Below are 16,620 nucleotides of genomic sequence, written 5' to 3'. Positions count from 1 at the left end.
CAATGGCGTACTTTATGCAATTTATGGAAGTTGGAAGGGGAGAATATGACGGGAGCGGATCATATCGTGGAAGCCTTTTCCAGTCCGGAAGCGGTCGCGAATTACGCCCACCATCCCCGCCTGTTTCTGCCCGGCCTTGAAGCAGTGCATCGCATGACCGGCGCGCTCATCGCGGAACGGGCGCCCGAAAATGCGCGCATCCTTGTGCTTGGTGCAGGAGGAGGACTCGAACTGAAGGCGCTCGCGGATGCGTATCCCGGCTGGACCTTCGTCGGGGTCGATCCGTCCGCGCCGATGCTTGCACTTGCCGAATCCACGCTCGGCTTGGCCATGGACCGGGTCGAACTGGTGACAGGCTATATTGACGATGCGCCTGCCGGTCCCTTCGATGCTGCCACCTGTCTTCTTACGCTCCATTTTCTCGATGCCGCCGAACGCCGCCGCACCAACGCGGAGGTTCACCGCCGCCTTCGCCCTGGCGCGCCGTACGTCACGGTTCATTGCAGCTTCGATCAATCGCCTGTCGGCCGGGCGCTCTGGCTCGATCGCTTCGCTGCCCAGGCCGTTGCCGCGGGGGCTGATCCTGATCTGGCTGCCTATGCACGAGAGGCGGTCGCGCAAAACAGCAACCTGTTCGACCCTGAGACCGATGAACGGCTGCTAGGCGAAGCGGGCTTTGCGGACACCAGCCTCTTCTTTACCGCGCTTACCTGGCGCGGCTGGGTAAGCCACGCGTGATCCGGCGACTTCGGGTGTACGCGACCAACAACCTGGAAAGGTGTAGTCCCACAGTCAGGGCGTAATTTAGCGACTGGATGTGATTGTGGCACCAATTTGATTTAAGTGATGTGGCCGGAATGCGGTGCGCTGAGCCTCACTGATCACGACCGTCGTAAATGGGAATATCTGACATCGGCGCGGAAGGACGCGCCGACCGTGCCGTCGACCATTGTTCGGCCTCGGGTTACCAGATTGGCCGCCATCGTTTGCTCCTCGCCTTTTGGGGCATTCTCGATAGTGGCATCGGCCAAATTCAATATTCGCCGCATGATGCTGCTGTAGCACGAGCCGGAAGCGGAATGCGCCCGGTCCTTGCGGGTGACCAGAAAACGAGGACAGGTTGGGGTTGCAATGAAATCGGAAGACGCATCCTTCAGCCTCGTTGCGGAACGAGAATGGTTGCGCCTCCAATGGCCAGTCGAGCCGCCGTCGAAGCTGCTCTCCAGTGCCGAGGCATGGTCCGCGGCGGAGTCCGATGAACGAGATCAGGAGGCCTTCCGCGCAATTGCCTCGATCGGGCTGGTCACACCCGCTTAGCGGAACCCTGTTTGCCATTCGTTCAAATCCCTGCATTTGGGAGACTATTATGGCTATCGACACGCGTTTAGGCAGGCTTGAGCGACTGGTGGGCTTTTGGGACAAGACCGTCACCCTGCTGGACCATGTGAGGGGTGATCAGACATCCCAGGTCGTCGATACCTATACTGGTCGTCAAATGGCAAATTCCTCCATCACGACATCGACGGCGCCCTTGGCGAACGGCATTTGCAATCCTTCGAAGTGATATCGCTCTGTCCATCAGGAAGCGGATACACCTCCCGCATATTTAGACCTGACGGTAGGTATACGGACTTTTCGATCGAATCCCTGGATGATGCCTGGCGTTTCGAGGGTACGGCAGATCGCTTTGCAGGACAGCTCTCCAAAGACGGGCTGGAGCTTCTGGGCCAGTGGGACCGTCGTGGTGACAGCGGTTGGGTTCCATACTCGCGCATCTGTCTTGAAAAGTGCTTTGCTTGTTGATTGCTGCTGAGAAGTGACCCGGGGTTTTCATCGAGAAGTGACCCACCTTGCGATTATGTTTCGGATGTCAGGGGTGGGTCAAGATGGGGTTTTCTCCTTTCTGGTTTTGGGCTGCTGAGCCGAGCTGTTCTTGAAGCGGAAGCTGTCGTTCCCGGTCTCAAGGATGTGGCAGTGATGGGTGAGCCGATCGAGGAGCGCGGTGGTCATTTTGGCGTCACCGAAGACGGTGGCCCATTCGCTGAAGCTCAGGTTAGTGGTGATGATGACGCTGGTGCGCTCGTAGAGTTTGCTCAGCAGGTGGAACAGCAGTGCACCGCCTGAGGCGCTGAACGGCAGATAGCCAAGTTCGTCGAGGATCACGAGATCGGAGTGGGCGAGCCTTCCGGCGATCTGGCCCGCCTTGCCCTGGGCCTTCTCCTGTTCGAGCGCGTTGACGAGCTCGACCGTGGAGAAGAACCGCACCCGTTTGCGGTGATGCTCGATGGCCTGGACGCCCAGGGCCGTGGCGATATGGGTCTTGCCCGTGCCGGGGCCGCCGACCAGCACGATATTGTCGGCAACATCCATAAACTCGCAGCGGTGGAGCTGGCGAACCAGCGCCTCGTTGACCTCGCTGCTGGCAAAGTCGAAGCCCGCTAGGTCGCGATAGGCTGGGAACCGTGCGGCCTTGAGCTGATAGGATACCGATCGCACCTCCCGTTCGGCGGTCTCCGCCTTGAGCAGTTGTGACAGGATCGGAACCGCCGCATCGAACGCTGGCGCGCCCTGCTCCATGAGATCGGTGACGGCCTGAGCCATGCCATGCATCTTGAGGCTGCGCAGCATGACGATGATGGCGCCGCTGGCGGGATCATGACGCATGGCGGTTCTCCCGACGCAGGGCGTCATAGCGTTCCACATTGGCCATCGGCTCGCTGACCAGTCTTAGCGCCTGTGGCGCCGTGATCGGCGGTGTTGTCAGCGGCTTACCGTCGATCAGCCGGTGCAAAAGGTTGAGGATATGAGTCTTGGTCGGAACACCGGCCTCCAGCGCCATGGTGACCGCCATCAGCACGACCTGCTCATCATGATGCAGCACCAGCGCAAGAATCTCGACCATCTCCCTGTCGCCGCCGGGGGATCGCAGCAGATGGCGCTGTAACCGCTGGAAGGCCTCAGGCATCTCGAGGAACGGCGCGCCGTTGCGCAGGGCGCCAGGCTTGCGCTGGACGACCGCCAGATAATGGCGCCAGTCATAAACAGTGCGTCCCGGCCCATCATGGGATCGATCGATGATCCGCTGATGTTCACATAGCAGCTGCCCCTCTGCGACGACGAGGAAGCGGTCCGGGTAGAGCCGCACGCTGACAGGACGGTTGGCGAAGGACGCCGGAACGCTGTAGCGATTACGCTCCAGATGGACGAGGCAGGTCGGTGAGACCCGCTTGCCATACTCGACGAAGCCGTCGAACGGCCGTCCCATCGGCATCAGGCTCGCCACCTCATCGGCCCAGGCATCGGCGACCGAACCAAGCTCAACACCATGTGGGATATCCTGCCACAGCGCCTTGCAGCGCGCTTCAAGCCAGATGTTCAACGCGTCGAGCGTCTCGGTCTGGGGAACAGGCTGCCAGAGCCGATGGCGCGCATCCTGCACGTTCTTCTCGACCTGGCCCTTCTCCCAGCCCGCTGCCGGATTACAGAACTCGGCCTCGAACAGATAATGGCTGACCATCGTCAGGAAGCGGGCATTGACGGTCCGTTCCTTGCCGCGTCCGACCTTGTCGACCGCGGTGCGCATGTTGTCGTAGATGCCGCGCCGCGGCACCCCGCCCAGCACGCGGAACGCATGATTATGGGCATCGAACAGCATCTCGTGGGTCTGAAGGAGATAGGCCCGCACGAAGAAGGCACGGCTGTAGCTGAGCTTGAAGTGCGCCACCTGCAGCTTGGTGCGCACGCCATCGATGATCGCCCAGTCCTCGCTCCAGTCGAACTGGAACGCCTCACCCGGCGCAAACGACAGCGGCACGAAGGTGCCGCGTCCGCTCACCTGCTGCTGCCGGCGATAATCATCGCGCCAGGCACGAGCAAAGGCCGCGACACGGCCATAGGATCCATCAAAGCCCAGGCTCACCAGATCGGCATGCAACTGCTTCACGGTTCGCTTCTGCTTGCGCGAACGGCCCATCTCTCGTCTGAGCCAGGTCGTCAGTCGCTCGACGAACGGGTCCAGCTTGCTCGGCCGCTCAGGCACCTTGAACTGCGGCTCGACTGTGTCCGACCGCAGATACTTACGGACGCTGTTGCGGGATAGACCGGTGCGCTTGGCTATCTCCCGGATCGACAGATGATCGCGGTAATGCCAGCGCCGGATAACGCTCAATAATGCCATGTCCAACACTCCATGGTCCCCCGCTCAAAGCCAGGGACGTGTTCAAACATGGGTCACTTCTCAGTGGAAATTACTGGCTTCCCCGGGTCACTTCTCAGCAGCAATCAACACCATGAAACCCTCAAGGGATCACACCGCCTAGCTCTGCAATTACAGATCATGACCCTAAAGGTCTTCGCCGATCGTGCTGGTGCCCTTGAAGGTGCGAGCAAAATTAAGATCGCAGTGCACAGGGCGATGATCACCCCATTTTGAGGTAGCGCGGCGATCTCGCCCTGACTGAAATGAACCGCTGCTGCAAAAAGCTGGTTGATCAGGAGCGCCAGTGCGCCAATTCTGCCCCAGCGCGGCCTGATCGCGCTGACAAGCAGCAGGATCGCGCAGGCGATCTCGCTCCAGCCCACTGTGCGGCCCATCCATTCGGGAAGATGGACCGTCCATGCATGATATTTGGCCAGTTCGGACACCGGGGCGGTGGCTTTCATATAGCCGACGAAGGCGAAAAAAGCCGCGAGAAGGAGGGATAACAGCGCGGCAATCGATCGCCGCACAATTTGGGGAAATGATTGTCGGCCATTCATCGCCAGACGCCTTTCTTCGATATTTGAATGATTGCTTCGGGGCGCTCACTGCGAACGGTCATGCAGGACGACGGCCAGACTTGAAGGTGCCGACGAGCCACGCCATTGCGCCGCCTGCGATGACGATCAGCGACAATATGAACCATGCCAATGCGGCTACCTTGGCCGCCGGCATCTGGTCGACGGGCAATTGCGCCGGGAAATCGATCAGGCCCAGAAATGATCCGGCGAGCAGGGCAACTACGCCGCTACCCACTTGCAACCCGATGAACATGAAGCTGGCGACGATGCCCTGCGCCGGACGACCTGTGTTGGCTTCATGTTCGTCGCCAATGTCGTAGGTCACGATGTTGAAGGGGACGACATAGAGCGCATAGCAGGCGCCAGCGGCGAACCGGCAGAGGAAAATGAACGCGCCGATTGCTGCCGTTCCCGCTGCCGGCGCAAGGCCCGCCAGTGGGAATATGATGGCGCAGGCCTGAATCAGGAAGAAGCCGCACAGTCCGGTCATCATCGCCTTCCTGCTGCCGACCGCACGGGTGAAGGCGGGCGCGAACGCCATCGCCAACAACGAACCGGCTATGCCAGCGATCAGCAGCCGCGGTGTCCATGTGGCGTCAATTTTCCAGAAATAGGTCGCCAGGTGCAACGACATCTGGTTGACCAGGGAACTGGTGAACAGCACGAGAAAAGCGACCATCAACAATCGCCCTGATATTGGGCGTGATGCGGATAGCATTCAGGAACGCGCCGATGATCGACGGGCGAGGCGCATCGTCGTCAGTGACTGCGGCGCACGGATCGACCTTTTCGATCATCCGGGCGTGCCGATAGGTGCCGATCCCGCCAACCAGCATTAACGCGCCGCCGAGCAACGACACCAACAGGCCGAACAGGGGGTAGGGGGCGGGGTCGAGTTGCGGTTTGGGGAAAGCGCTGCTTTGAACGAAGAACAGAGAGAATGCGACGATGGGGACGACCAAAATCACCAGTTGATTGCCGACGTTGCGCAGTACTGCGATCAGTCGTCGCTCATCCGCGTCGCGGGAAAGTTCCCCGCCCATCGCGTAGGAAGGAACGGTCCAGAAGGATATGCCGCAGCGTGCCAGCAGGCCAAAACCCAGCAGCCAGAAAAATGTCATCATCTGGGACATGGCAGCAGGCGGCGTGAACACCAGTGCTATACCAATCATGAAGGGCAGGACCGCGCTGAACATCAGGCTGTGCCGTCGTCCGAAACGGGCGCCACGTAGTCGATCCGACAAGGCGCCGATCCAGGGATCGACGACCGTATCGAACGCAATGGTTATGGCGATGGCGATCCCAATCAGCCCGCCATGCAGGCCAACCACCTGAGCATAGAAGACAAGGACAAAAGCGTCCCACGCAAAGGATTTCAGAAGTTCCGGCATCGCGCAGACCAGGCAAGGCGAACAGGCCAGCTCAGGGGCTTGTCAATAGAAGTCATGGCGCGCGGTTTGCCAGGCGGATGCTCACGATCTTCCGCTATATTCGACGCCATTTGCACCTCTCCCGAGCAACTGACAATTATTATTATAATTTTTATTCTGCATATAAACCGGCTTTGGTCAATGGCATAGGGGGCATCATTTGTCGCCTGGTTCGGCGCAAAGTCGGCCCACAACAGATTCGCAGAATGACATGGACCACCGGGCGACGACATTGACGAAAGGGGCGGATCTGGTCTATAACAGAATGACAATTTTAATAATAATATGCGGCACGATGTCCGCGGGCAGATGACGATGGGGAGCCGAAAATGCGTCCGGGCGTAAGCGCGATTGAATCGTCAGCCATGCTGACCTCCACAAGACGCAGCATGGCTCTCGCCGTTGTCGCGGTGGCCATGGTGCTCGACCTTGTCGACATGACAATCATCAATGTCGCTGTGCCGACATTGCAGGCTCAACTCGGGGCGAGCGATGCCGAAGTCCAATGGATGGTTGCAGGTTATTCCACCATCTTCGCACTGTTGCTGATCACCGGTGGGCGGTTGGGCGATATTTATGGTTACAAGCGCACCTTCCTGATCGGCGTGGCAGGATTTACCCTGACGTCCCTGTTTTGCGGAATGGCGCAGACCCCCGGCCAGCTTGTCGCGGCAAGGCTGTTGCAGGGGGGGGCGGCCGCGATCATGCTGCCGCAGGTCATGTCGCTAACCCAGATTATGTATGCGCCGCATGAGCGCATGGCCGCGCTGGGGCTGTTTGGTATATTGGGAGGGCTTGCTGCCGTTCTGGGGCCGGTGATCGGTGGGCTGCTCATTAGTGCTAACCTGTTCGGCCTGGGTTGGCGCCCCATTTTTCTCGTCAACCTGCCTATCGGAATCCTCGCCATCGCCTATGCTATTCGAGTTCTGCCTGCCGGGCGGTCGGAGCGGCGGGCGAAGCTCGATATGATCGGCACATTTCTGGTCATGTTGCTGCTGTTCTCGCTGATTTTTCCCTTGATTCAGGGTCGCGACTATGGCTGGCCGGCCTGGGGCTTCCTGTTGATGGCGCTTGCCATACCCGTCGGTCTCCTTCTCATGTGGCATAGTCAGGCGCGGATGCGTCGCGACGGGTCGCCGCTGATCGTGCCGGACCTCTTCCATGCCCGCGCTTTCAGCTTTGGCCTCGCTACGACGCTGATTTTCCAGATCGCGACTGGTGGCCTGCTCTTCACGCTCGCGTTGGCTTTGCAACGAGGGCTGGGCTTCACCCCGGCGGAGGTCGGTATCACCCATGTCCCCTATGCCTTCGGTGCGTCTTTCGCCATCGGGATGCTCTCGCGCAAGGCGCTGCCACGTTATGGTCCGATCATCATCAGTTGGGGTGCCCTGCTGATGGGGGCCGGGCTTTTCCTGCTCGTGCTACTCCTTAATCAGGAGGGTCTCGTAACTGCCCAGCCGTGGATGCTGGCTCCGCCGTTGCTTGCAATGGGCCTTGGCATGGGACTGGTTGGCGGTCCATTGCCGCCCTGCACCTTGTCGGAGGTGGATGTCGGCTATGCCGGGTCGGCATCCGGTCTGCTAAAAGCGACACAGCAACTCGGTGCGGCCATTGGCGCAGCGGCGATCGGTACGCTCTTTTTCACCATACAGCCTGAAGCGGACATGGATGGCGCCAATGCGGTCCGGGCGTTCAGCGCGGCGGCTGGCGTGATCGGTCTGGGATTGTTGACAGTAGGGCTTGTCGCCTTTGCCATTCCCCGAACGCTGCGCATCAGAGGCGCGCCTGTCGCCGTCGAAGCCTGACTCTTGGTGTTGCGGTGAAGGCGGCTGTTGTGATAGAAATAAAATAATAGTTCGTATTAAAGAGAGCGGGCATAAGGTGAGAGGATTGGCTGATGGCTATCGATGAAGCGCCAGAAACACGCCCGGCCAAGGCGGTAGCGGACAGGCGACAAATATTGGGGGGCGCACTCGTTCTGAGCGCGCTTGCCGGTATTCCACTCTATGCCTGGAATCACGGGCGAGCAGAGGAAGGCAGCGGCGCGAGCGAATCGGAAAAACTGCTGCTGGCGCGCCTTTCCGACCTGGTGATCCCCACCACCGACACACCAGGCGCAGTGGCAGTCGGTGTGCCCGCCTTTGTAGAAATGGCCCTGTTGCATGGGCTGGCGGAGACGGCCCCGGAAAGCACCGGCGGGGTGAAAATGTCTGCCGATCGCGGTGGCCTCCCCTTGCTCGACGACGTGGAGAAGGGGCTGAACCGGCACGCCGACGCACCCTTCCTCAGCTTGAAGCCCGACCGCCAATATGCTGCACTTGAAGCCTATGATGCGGAGGCCTTCGCTCCCGATCAGAAAGATCACCCGTGGAAGAAGATCAAGGCGCTGATCCTGACGGGCTATTACACGTCTGAGGTCGGAGCGAGCCGCGAACTGCAATATGAATTGGTGCCGGGTCGGTTCGATCCCGACCTGCCCCTGCCGGTCAAGAACCGGTCTTGGTCAAGCGATTGGACAGCGGTGGATTTCGGATGAGCATGGATTTTGACGCAATCGTTGTGGGTTCTGGCATCACCGGCGGGTGGGCGGCGAAGGAACTCACGGAAAAAGGCCTTAAGGTGCTTATGATCGAACGGGGTCGTCCGATCGAGCATGGCACCGATTATGTGACGGAAACCAAGGCGCCCTGGGAAATGGAATTCCGCGGGGAGGGCGATGCCAAGCTCTATGCCGACGAATATGCCGTCCAGCGGTTGAACCGCCATTTCACCGAATTCACCCAGAATCATTTCGTCAACGACAAGGATAATCCCTATTCCGTGGCGGAGGGGACAAAGTTCGACTGGTTCCGTAGCTATCAACTGGGTGGCCGGTCGCTGACCTGGGGGCGACAAAGCTATCGCTGGTCGGACTATGACTTCGGCGCGAACAAACTGGATGGCTATGGCACGGACTGGCCGATCCGTTATGCCGATGTCGCACCCTGGTATGACCATGTCGAGGAGTTCATTGGCGTGTCGGGCGCGGCTGAGGGGCTGGCCTCGCTGCCCGATGGAAAGTTCCAGCCGGCCATGGCACTCAACGTTGTGGAACAGCATGTCCGCGCGGCGATCGCGCAGAAATGGCCGGATCGCTGCCTGACGGTCGGTCGGACGGCAAACCTGACCGCGCCCAAGGAAGGACGGGCGCCATGCCAATATCGTTCGATCTGTGCACGCGGCTGTTCCTATGGCGCCTATTTCAGCACGCAGAGTTCGACCCTGCCCGCTGCGCAGGCGACCGGGCGGTTGACGGTGGTAACGGATTCTCTGGTGGAAGCGGTCGATTATGATCCCGCCACGAAAAAGGCGACCGGGGTTCGCGTCATCAACGTCAAGACCGGAGAGCGTAGCCGATATGGCGCGCGGATCGTATTCCTGAATGCCAGTGCGTTCAATAGCGTCCACATCCTGCTACGTTCGCGCTCCGAAGCCTTTCCTAATGGTCTTGCAAACAGCAGCGGCGTGCTGGGCACCCATGTTATGGACCATGCCTCAACGCTGTCGACCATTGCGATGATGCCGGGGTTCGAGGATCGCACGAGCTTTGGCAATCGACCCACCGGCGTCATCATTCCGCGTTTTCGCAATCTCGACCGCAAGGAGGGCGATTTCACGCGCGGCTACAGCTATCAGGGCGGCGCGCTGCAAAGCGGCTGGACAGCGGCCAAGCGATCGGCCGGTATCGGTAAGGATTATAAGGAGCACAACCACAAAGTCGGCCCGTGGCGGATGGTGTTCGTCGGTTTCGCCGAAAGTCTGCCGCGCGTGACCAATCGCCTGACGCTTGACCCGGTTAAGCTGGACCCGCAGGGCTTGCCGCAGCTCAACGTGCATTTCGAGCATGGCGACAATGAACGCCGCGCGCTGGCGGATGCGAAAAAGGAAGCGGCCGCGATGATGGAGGCTGCTGGCGGTCATGTCATCATGGGCTTTGATGAGCCAAATAATGGGGGCACCGCCATTCATGAAATGGGCGGCGCGCGCATGGGGCATGACCCGGCGACATCCGTCCTCAACAAATGGAGCCAGTCGCACGACATATCCAACCTCTTCGTCACCGATGGCGCGCAGATGAGTTCGTCCGCCTGTCAGAACCCGTCGCTGACCTATATGGCGCTGACCGCGCGGGCCTGCGACCATGCGGTGTCGCTGATGAAGGAAGGCGGGCTGTGAAGCGGTTCGCCTGCATCATGAGCGTCGCGCTAGTCGCTTTGGCACCCATAGTCACGGCGAAGGCAATCGACGACCGGGCTATCGTCACCGACTTTGTCGATCGCTTCTATACGAAGCACGATGTAGCCGGTGCCTTCGCCGCGCATGTCGCGCCGGACTATATCCAACATAATCCGGGATTGCCCGACGGACCGAAGGCTGCCGTGGACGCGTTGGCGCCGATGTTCGCCCGGCCGGATTCCCGGTTCGAGGTAAAGCATCTGCTGATCGACGGCGATCTCGCGCTGGTGCATCTGTTCGGACAGGGAAAGCCGGGCACGCCCGGCGCTGCGGTGGCGGATCTCTATCGGTTGAAGGGCGGCAAGGTCGTCGAACATTGGGACGTGCTGCAACTGATCGAACCGGGCAGCGATCCCATGGCGATGGCGCCTGCCGCGCCGGCGGCGAAGGACGCCACCACACGCAATCGCGCGGCGTTCGATCGCTTCATCGCCCTGTTGTTCGGAAAGGGCGATGTCGACGGCGCTTATCGCCAGTTCGTTGCGTCCGACCTGATCCAGCATAACAGCCGGATGGGGCAGGGGCGGGACGCCGCGATCGCGGCGATCAAGGGGCTGCGATCGGCACCGGGCGCGACCTTTGCAGTGCAGCGCACTCTGGTCGACGGTGATCTGGCGGCGGTCCATTATCGCGGCAAATTGTCGGTCGAGGATCGCGGCGCCGCCGTTGTCGAGATTTTCCGGTTCGACAAGGGCAGGATCGTCGAACATTGGGACATGTTCCAGCCTGCGCCGGAAACGTCGCGCAACGCGCATCCGATGTTCTGAAACAAAAGGCGTAGAGAAACAAAGAGAGGGGCCGCTGCCGGATGCAGCGGCCCCTCTCTTTGTACGTATCAGGCCGCCCGTGCTGCGATATCCCGGCGAATGCGGTCATGCAGTCCGTCCATCGGCCAGAAGGCGATAATTCCGATCTGCACGATCATGATCCCGATCGGCCATCCATAATAGGACCAGCGGATCGCGGCGCGGGCGCCCTCCGTCACAGCCTTGGGATCATAACCGCAGACAGCCAGCACATAGGCAATGATCGCCGTGCCCACCGCCATGCCGATCTTAGTCGACAGGCTGATGCCGGACGAAAGCAGTCCCTCGTTTCGCGTGCCGAAAACCCATTCATGATAGTCCACCGCATCTGCCGCCATGGTGAAGATGGCCGTCATCGTCAGGCTGACAAGGATTGCCGCAACAACGAATAGCGCCAGAAATAGGCTATGCTGCGCTTCGATCCAGGGCAGGATCAGGTGCAGGATAATGGCGAGCATCAACGCGATCATGCAGCCACTACGGATACCCGTCCGTTTGAAGATGAACGGCGCGATGAAAGCGCTCAGCAGCAAAGTCCCTGACACCGCAGGCAGTAGGATGCCGATCATCCATGGCGCGCGCATCACTTCGATCGCGAAGAAGGCCGTGACCGAAATCACGCAGCCGAAACGCAGAAAGTTGAGCGTGCAGAAGAGGAATGTGACCAGCCAGGCCCGGTTGCGGAACATCGCGCCGACATGCGGCATGATCGCCCCACCAGCAGGCGCTTCGTCATAATGCCGCTCCCGGCAACTGAAAAACAGATTCAGGAGCGCCGCCAGAGTCAGTCCGGCAAAAATCAGCGCAACCAGCGCAAAGCCCAGCCGCTCGTTACCCCCGCCAAGAAGGATGACCAGCGGCATAGTGGCGGCGGTCGCCAATATGACCGAAACAGAAGTGCCGATCGCGCGGGCACTGCCCAACTGCATCCTCGTGCCATGGTCCCGTGTCATCATCGGCATCAGCGCAGAGAAGGGAACGGCGAGAAAGGAATAGAGGATGCCCAGCAGCGTGAACGTCACATAGGCATAGGCCAACTTCGCGCCGGTAGATCCATCGATAGTGGTGAAGGTCAGGACGAGCAGGATGGAAAAAGGAATGGCCGTGAACAGGAAATACGGCCGGGTCCGCCCCCACCGCGTCCGCGTCCGGTCCACCATGATGCCGACGCCAAGGTCGATGCCGGCATCGAAAAGGCGCGACAGCAGGAATAAAGTGCCCACGGCGGCGGCGGGCAGCAGGGCAACGTTGGTATAAAAATATAGCAGGAACGCGCCGACCGCATTCCAACTCAGCCCGCAGGCGAAATCGCCGATGCCATAGCTGACCTTCTCCCATGGCCGAACGGCTATCCCGATATCCGGGGCCGGGGACAGGTCAGCCCGCATGGCCTGACTCATAGCGGCAGTGGTCATCGCGCTCTCCTCGCCAAATGTGTTTCGGCCCATGCATGGCAGGCCGTTTATATCGAAATTGTGGGACCGGCTCACGGCCAGCCCCACAGCCAGTCACCTGTTCAGAGGCCGGTAGAGGCGCGCGCCTGCGCTATGGACTGGAGGGTCGGCTTGGTCGGCTGATATTCCAGCCCAACGGCGCCGTCATAGCCCAGATCACGAAGCTTCGAGACCGTCAGAGGCCAGTCGATCGTGCCGGTCCCCGGCTCGTTGCGTCCTGGATTGTCGGCAAACTGGACATGCTGCACCAGATGGATGCGGCCCTTGAGCACCTCTTCCAGATCCTCGCCCATCACGGTGGAATGGAACACATCGTAAAGCAGGCGCAGGTTGGGGCTGTCGACTTCCTCGATGATGTCGAGCGCCAGCGTGGTGCTCGACAGGAACATGCCAGGGTGAGACACGATGGTATTGAGCGGCTCCAGCACCAGCACGACACCGGCCTCCTCCGCCAGTGCGGCAGCCTGCTTGAGTGCCTTAACTGCTTCCGCACGCTGTTCTTCCAGGCTCACATCGTCGCGGGTAAAGCCGGACGCGACCACCAGCGGCGGGCTGCCGAGCGCCTTGGCCGTTGCCAGCGTCGCCTTGATTGCGGCCAGAAACTCTTCATGCTGCGCCGGGTCCACCAGACTGCGGCGTGGGCCGACGCAGAAGCTGGTCAATTTCACGCCGGTTTCTTCCAGAGCAACCCTGATGTCTTCGATCGGCTTATCGTCCCAAAGATGGAACTCGACCGCTTCGAGGCCGGCAGCCTTGGCGGCGCGGATGCGATCGGCAAAATCGGGGTTGCTGTCTTTGAACAGCCATTCGATACAGGCGGACGGGTACATGGGAACTCTCCTTGGGCGTCCCTGTTTTCTGGAACTGGGTCCGGTTGAGCAAAGGAAGCCGATCCCGCCGGCCTAGCCGGAACCGTCGCCAAATAATTCTATGCCGAAGTTTGTTCGTTGCAAATACGATGCTGTTTCGGCTGATAGCTTCTTTTGATCAACTTGCCCCGCAAAGTTTAATGAATTATAGTTCGTATTATAATATGGTCGGATCGTTGTGTCAAACACCAATGGTGTGGATCGGTGCCGAAGCGGGAACCCTTCAGGTTTCTCTACACCGCTGTATTACAAATAGAAATATCCAGATGCGGGGGCCCGATAAGCGCCGATTGGGACCCTCCCAATATCCTTTCTTCCAGAGTCTTTTTAGATAGTCACGCCGACTTGAGCCGGGAGTCAGCTTCGACGCCGATCCGCAGACAAGCTAAGGAGGCACTCCGGCGTATCGGCAAATGGACCGTCGAGATCGTCAAGCGATCCGATGTGGCAAAAGGCTTCGTGGTTCTCCCGCGCCGCTGGGTCGTCGAGCGAACACTGGCTTGGCTGAGCCGCAACCGCTGCCCCGCCAAGGATGTCAATCGGCGTGCAAACGGGACCCCCTATCGGCGCGCAAAAGGGACCCCATTTCAAGATGGCGCAAGGTTGATCTGACGCGCTCTCCTGCGCTGCGCGCGGCGTAGGGAGGGCGTAGCCCGACCGAAGGCGCGCGCAGCGCAAAGCATCTTTTAATTGAGGGCCGATGGGGAGGATCAGCTCCGGTTTTTGAAGCGCCAGCTGTCATTGCCGGTCTCGACTATGTCGCAATGATGGGTGACGCGATCCAGGAGCGCGGTGGTCATCTTGGGATCACCGAACACGGTGGGCCACTCCCCGAAGGCGAGGTTGGTGGTGATGATGACACTGGTTTGCTCGTAGAGCTTGCTGATCAGATGGAACAGCAACTGGCCGCCCGATCGGGCGAACGGCAGATACCCCAGTTCATCGAGCACGATGAGATCGAGGCGGGATAGCTGGGCGGCGAGTGTGCCGCTTTTGCCGATCCTGGCCTCCTCTTCGAGACGGGTCACAAGATCAACGGTGTTGAAGTAGCGGCCCCGCGCACCCGAGCGCACGACATTAGCGGTGATGGCGATGGCCAGATGGGTCTTTCCGGTGCCTGTACCGCCGACCAGGACGATATTGCGCCGCGCGGGCAGGAACGCGCCGCTGTGCAATGAACGCACCAGTCCTTCGTTGATCGGGGTGCCCTCGAACCGGAAGGCGTCGATGTCCTTCACGATCGGCAGCCTCGCGGCCGCCATCCGGTATCGGATCGACGCGGCGTGGCGATGCGTCGCTTCCGCCCTCAGAAGATCGGTCAATATCTCCATCGTGGTGCGCTGGCGCTGAAGGCCGGTGGTGACCGCATCGTCGAACGCGCCTGCCATGCCTTTGAGCCCGAGCCCGCGCATGGCCTCGATCATGTCATGCCGCTGCATCGAAGGTCCTCAGCTGGTCGTAACGGGCACAGTCGGCGATCGGAGGATGGCGCAGCGCGCTGTCCTCGGAGGTGATGATCGTGAGTGGACGCGGCGGTTCCCGGCGTCGCGCCAGGATGTTCAGGATCAGGTCGTCGCTTGCCGTGCCCGTCGCCAGTGCCTCGCGCACCGCCGCTTCGACAGGCTCCAGGCCATCGGTCAACACAGCCGACAGCACACGGACGAACCGGCGATCAGCATCGTCGCCATTACCCAGCTTGCGGCGCAGGCGGGCAAGCGCCGGTGGCAGATCCCAGCCCTGGAAGGGGGCGCCGTTCCGCAGCGCGCCGGGCTTGCGGGCCAGCACCGGCAGATAATGCCAGGGATCATAGATCGTGCGGTTGCGCCCGAAGTAGCGAGGATGTTCGGCGACAACCTCCTCGCCGCAGCGAACGACGATACGATCGGCATAGGCGCGGACCTGCACAGTGCGCCGTGCCACCGTCGAGAGCACCGAGTAACGGTTGCGGTCGAAGCTGATCAGGCAGGTGCCCGTCACGGCATGCTCGCTCTCATTGAAGCCGTCGAACGGCCCCAGCATCGGCTGCAGCGCGGATCGTTCGATCTCCAGCACCTGCGCCACGGTCAGCTCTCCCTGTTCGGGATGGGCCTGCCGTTCCGCCCAGCGCCGACACTCGGCCTCCAGCCAGCCATTAAGCTCTTCGAGGCTGGCGAACCGCAGCCGGGGCTGGAAGAAGCGGCCACGGATCGTCTGCACCTGGTTCTCGACCTGGCCCTTCTCCCATCCCGCCGCAGGCGAGCAGGCCGTGGGCTCGACCATATAATGGTCGGTCATGATCAGGAACCGCCGGTTGAAGACTCGTTCCTTGCCGGTGAACACGCTCGTCACCGCCGTCTTCATATTATCGTAGATGCCGCGCTCCGGCACGCCGCCAAAGAAGGCAAAGCCGCGCGCATGCGCGTCGAACAGCATCTCCTGGCTCTCGCGAGGATAGGCTCGGACATAGACCCCGCGTGACGCGCACAGTCGCATATGCGCGACCTTCACCCGCATCGGCTTGCCGGCGATCTCGACATCCTCATGGCTCCAGTCGAACTGGTAGGCCTCGCCTGGCCTGAACATCAACGGGATAAAGGCGGTGACGCCATCGCCGGCATCCTTGCGCCGTTCGATCTTCCATCGCGCCGCGTAGCGCCGCACGGCATCGTAGGAACCCTCAAAGCCTTCGCGCACCAGCAGGTCATGGATCCGCGTCATCCGCAGCCGTTCACGCCTGCCGCGCACCTCGTTCTCTTCCAGCAGCGTGTTCAGACGATCCTGAAACGGACCGATCCTGGGCAGTGGCTGAATCTTGCGCTGATAGTCGAATGCGCCCTCCGGCGCTCGGATCGCCTTACGGATGACCTTCCGCGACACATGCAGATCCCGCGCGATCGCCTTGATCGCCTTGCCCCCGGCATACTCGCGCCGGATCCGAACAACTGTCTCCAAAACCAACATCCCGATCTCGCCGCCTGAAAATCCAGGCAGCTGTTTAAACCATCGAAATGAGGGGTCCCTTTTAGAC

15 protein-coding genes and 1 pseudogene are annotated in these 16,620 nt (G+C 60.6%); 7 read left to right on the top strand and 9 right to left on the bottom strand.

The features are described 5' to 3' along the window. Nucleotides 1–45: 45 nt before the first annotated feature. Together SBA_RS21070 and SBA_RS21065 are read left to right on the top strand one after the other, a co-directional pair. Complete coding sequence (locus tag SBA_RS21070) at nucleotides 46–738, top strand: class I SAM-dependent methyltransferase (RefSeq protein WP_261936878.1); 693 nt, start codon at nucleotides 46–48, stop codon at nucleotides 736–738. Between the two features lie 628 nt (nucleotides 739–1,366). After that, the gene (locus SBA_RS21065) at nucleotides 1,367–1,564 is read left to right on the top strand and encodes a hypothetical protein (RefSeq protein WP_261936877.1); all 198 of its coding nucleotides are present in this window, start codon (nucleotides 1,367–1,369) and stop codon (nucleotides 1,562–1,564) included. 317 nt (nucleotides 1,565–1,881) lie between these two features. Here the strand turns inward: SBA_RS21065 and istB (SBA_RS21060) are convergent, their stop codons facing one another. From istB (SBA_RS21060) to SBA_RS21040, 5 genes are all read right to left on the bottom strand, one after another. Further along, entirely contained in the window at nucleotides 1,882–2,664 is a 783-nt protein-coding gene (gene istB / locus SBA_RS21060) for an IS21-like element helper ATPase IstB (RefSeq protein ID WP_261935982.1), read from the bottom strand. Then, nucleotides 2,654–4,177 carry an IS21 family transposase gene (gene istA, locus SBA_RS21055; RefSeq protein WP_261936876.1) on the bottom strand — a complete coding sequence of 508 codons (1,524 nt, stop codon included), beginning with the start codon at nucleotides 4,175–4,177 and terminating at the stop codon, nucleotides 2,654–2,656. Before istA (SBA_RS21055) ends, istB (SBA_RS21060) begins: the two co-directional genes overlap by 11 nt. Before the next feature lie 104 nt (nucleotides 4,178–4,281). After that, a complete protein-coding gene (locus SBA_RS21050; protein WP_261936875.1) occupies nucleotides 4,282–4,758 on the bottom strand; it encodes a DoxX family protein in 477 nt (158 codons plus the stop codon). Between the two features lie 58 nt (nucleotides 4,759–4,816). After that, complete coding sequence (locus SBA_RS21045; RefSeq protein ID WP_261936874.1) at nucleotides 4,817–5,413, bottom strand: MFS transporter; 597 nt, start codon at nucleotides 5,411–5,413, stop codon at nucleotides 4,817–4,819. Next, complete coding sequence (locus SBA_RS21040; protein ID WP_261936873.1) at nucleotides 5,376–6,170, bottom strand: MFS transporter; 795 nt, start codon at nucleotides 6,168–6,170, stop codon at nucleotides 5,376–5,378. The genes SBA_RS21045 and SBA_RS21040 overlap by 38 nt, the downstream gene beginning before the upstream one ends. Before the next feature lie 428 nt (nucleotides 6,171–6,598). Here SBA_RS21040 and SBA_RS21035 point away from each other — a divergent pair, with 428 nt between their 5' ends. From SBA_RS21035 to SBA_RS21020, 4 genes are all read left to right on the top strand, one after another. Continuing rightward, nucleotides 6,599–8,014 carry an MFS transporter gene (locus SBA_RS21035; protein ID WP_261936872.1) on the top strand — a complete coding sequence of 472 codons (1,416 nt, stop codon included), beginning with the start codon at nucleotides 6,599–6,601 and terminating at the stop codon, nucleotides 8,012–8,014. 92 nt (nucleotides 8,015–8,106) lie between these two features. Next, nucleotides 8,107–8,745: a gluconate 2-dehydrogenase subunit 3 family protein gene (locus SBA_RS21030; RefSeq protein WP_261936871.1), complete on the top strand. Its 639-nt coding sequence runs from the start codon at nucleotides 8,107–8,109 to the stop codon at nucleotides 8,743–8,745. Continuing rightward, on the top strand, nucleotides 8,742–10,424 hold the full coding sequence (locus SBA_RS21025; RefSeq protein WP_261936870.1) for a GMC oxidoreductase: 1,683 nt from the start codon (nucleotides 8,742–8,744) through the stop codon (nucleotides 10,422–10,424). Before SBA_RS21030 ends, SBA_RS21025 begins: the two co-directional genes overlap by 4 nt. Next, nucleotides 10,421–11,251 (top strand): nuclear transport factor 2 family protein, encoded by an 831-nt coding sequence (locus tag SBA_RS21020; protein ID WP_261936869.1) that lies wholly within the window; start codon nucleotides 10,421–10,423, stop codon nucleotides 11,249–11,251. Before SBA_RS21025 ends, SBA_RS21020 begins: the two co-directional genes overlap by 4 nt. Nucleotides 11,252–11,319: 68 nt before the next feature. On the opposite strand, the gene SBA_RS21015 is transcribed toward SBA_RS21020, so the two are convergent. Then, nucleotides 11,320–12,705 carry an MFS transporter gene (locus tag SBA_RS21015; RefSeq protein WP_261936868.1) on the bottom strand — a complete coding sequence of 462 codons (1,386 nt, stop codon included), beginning with the start codon at nucleotides 12,703–12,705 and terminating at the stop codon, nucleotides 11,320–11,322. A gap of 101 nt (nucleotides 12,706–12,806) precedes the next feature. After that, a complete protein-coding gene (locus SBA_RS21010) occupies nucleotides 12,807–13,574 on the bottom strand; it encodes a hydroxypyruvate isomerase family protein (protein WP_261936867.1) in 768 nt (255 codons plus the stop codon). A gap of 426 nt (nucleotides 13,575–14,000) precedes the next feature. Here SBA_RS21010 and SBA_RS21005 point away from each other — a divergent pair. After that, nucleotides 14,001–14,147, top strand: a pseudogene (locus SBA_RS21005) (transposase); the annotation flags it as partial. A gap of 176 nt (nucleotides 14,148–14,323) precedes the next feature. Here SBA_RS21005 and istB (SBA_RS21000) read toward each other — a convergent pair. Further along, on the bottom strand, nucleotides 14,324–15,052 hold the full coding sequence (gene istB / locus SBA_RS21000; protein ID WP_261934260.1) for an IS21-like element helper ATPase IstB: 729 nt from the start codon (nucleotides 15,050–15,052) through the stop codon (nucleotides 14,324–14,326). Further along, on the bottom strand, nucleotides 15,039–16,553 hold the full coding sequence (gene istA, locus SBA_RS20995) for an IS21 family transposase (RefSeq protein WP_261934293.1): 1,515 nt from the start codon (nucleotides 16,551–16,553) through the stop codon (nucleotides 15,039–15,041). The genes istB (SBA_RS21000) and istA (SBA_RS20995) overlap by 14 nt, the downstream gene beginning before the upstream one ends. Nucleotides 16,554–16,620 lie beyond the last annotated feature (67 nt).

This window comes from Sphingomonas bisphenolicum (assembly GCF_024349785.1).
GTDB lineage: Bacteria > Pseudomonadota > Alphaproteobacteria > Sphingomonadales > Sphingomonadaceae > Sphingobium > Sphingobium bisphenolicum.
This window is presented reverse-complemented; position numbering and strand designations above follow the sequence as displayed.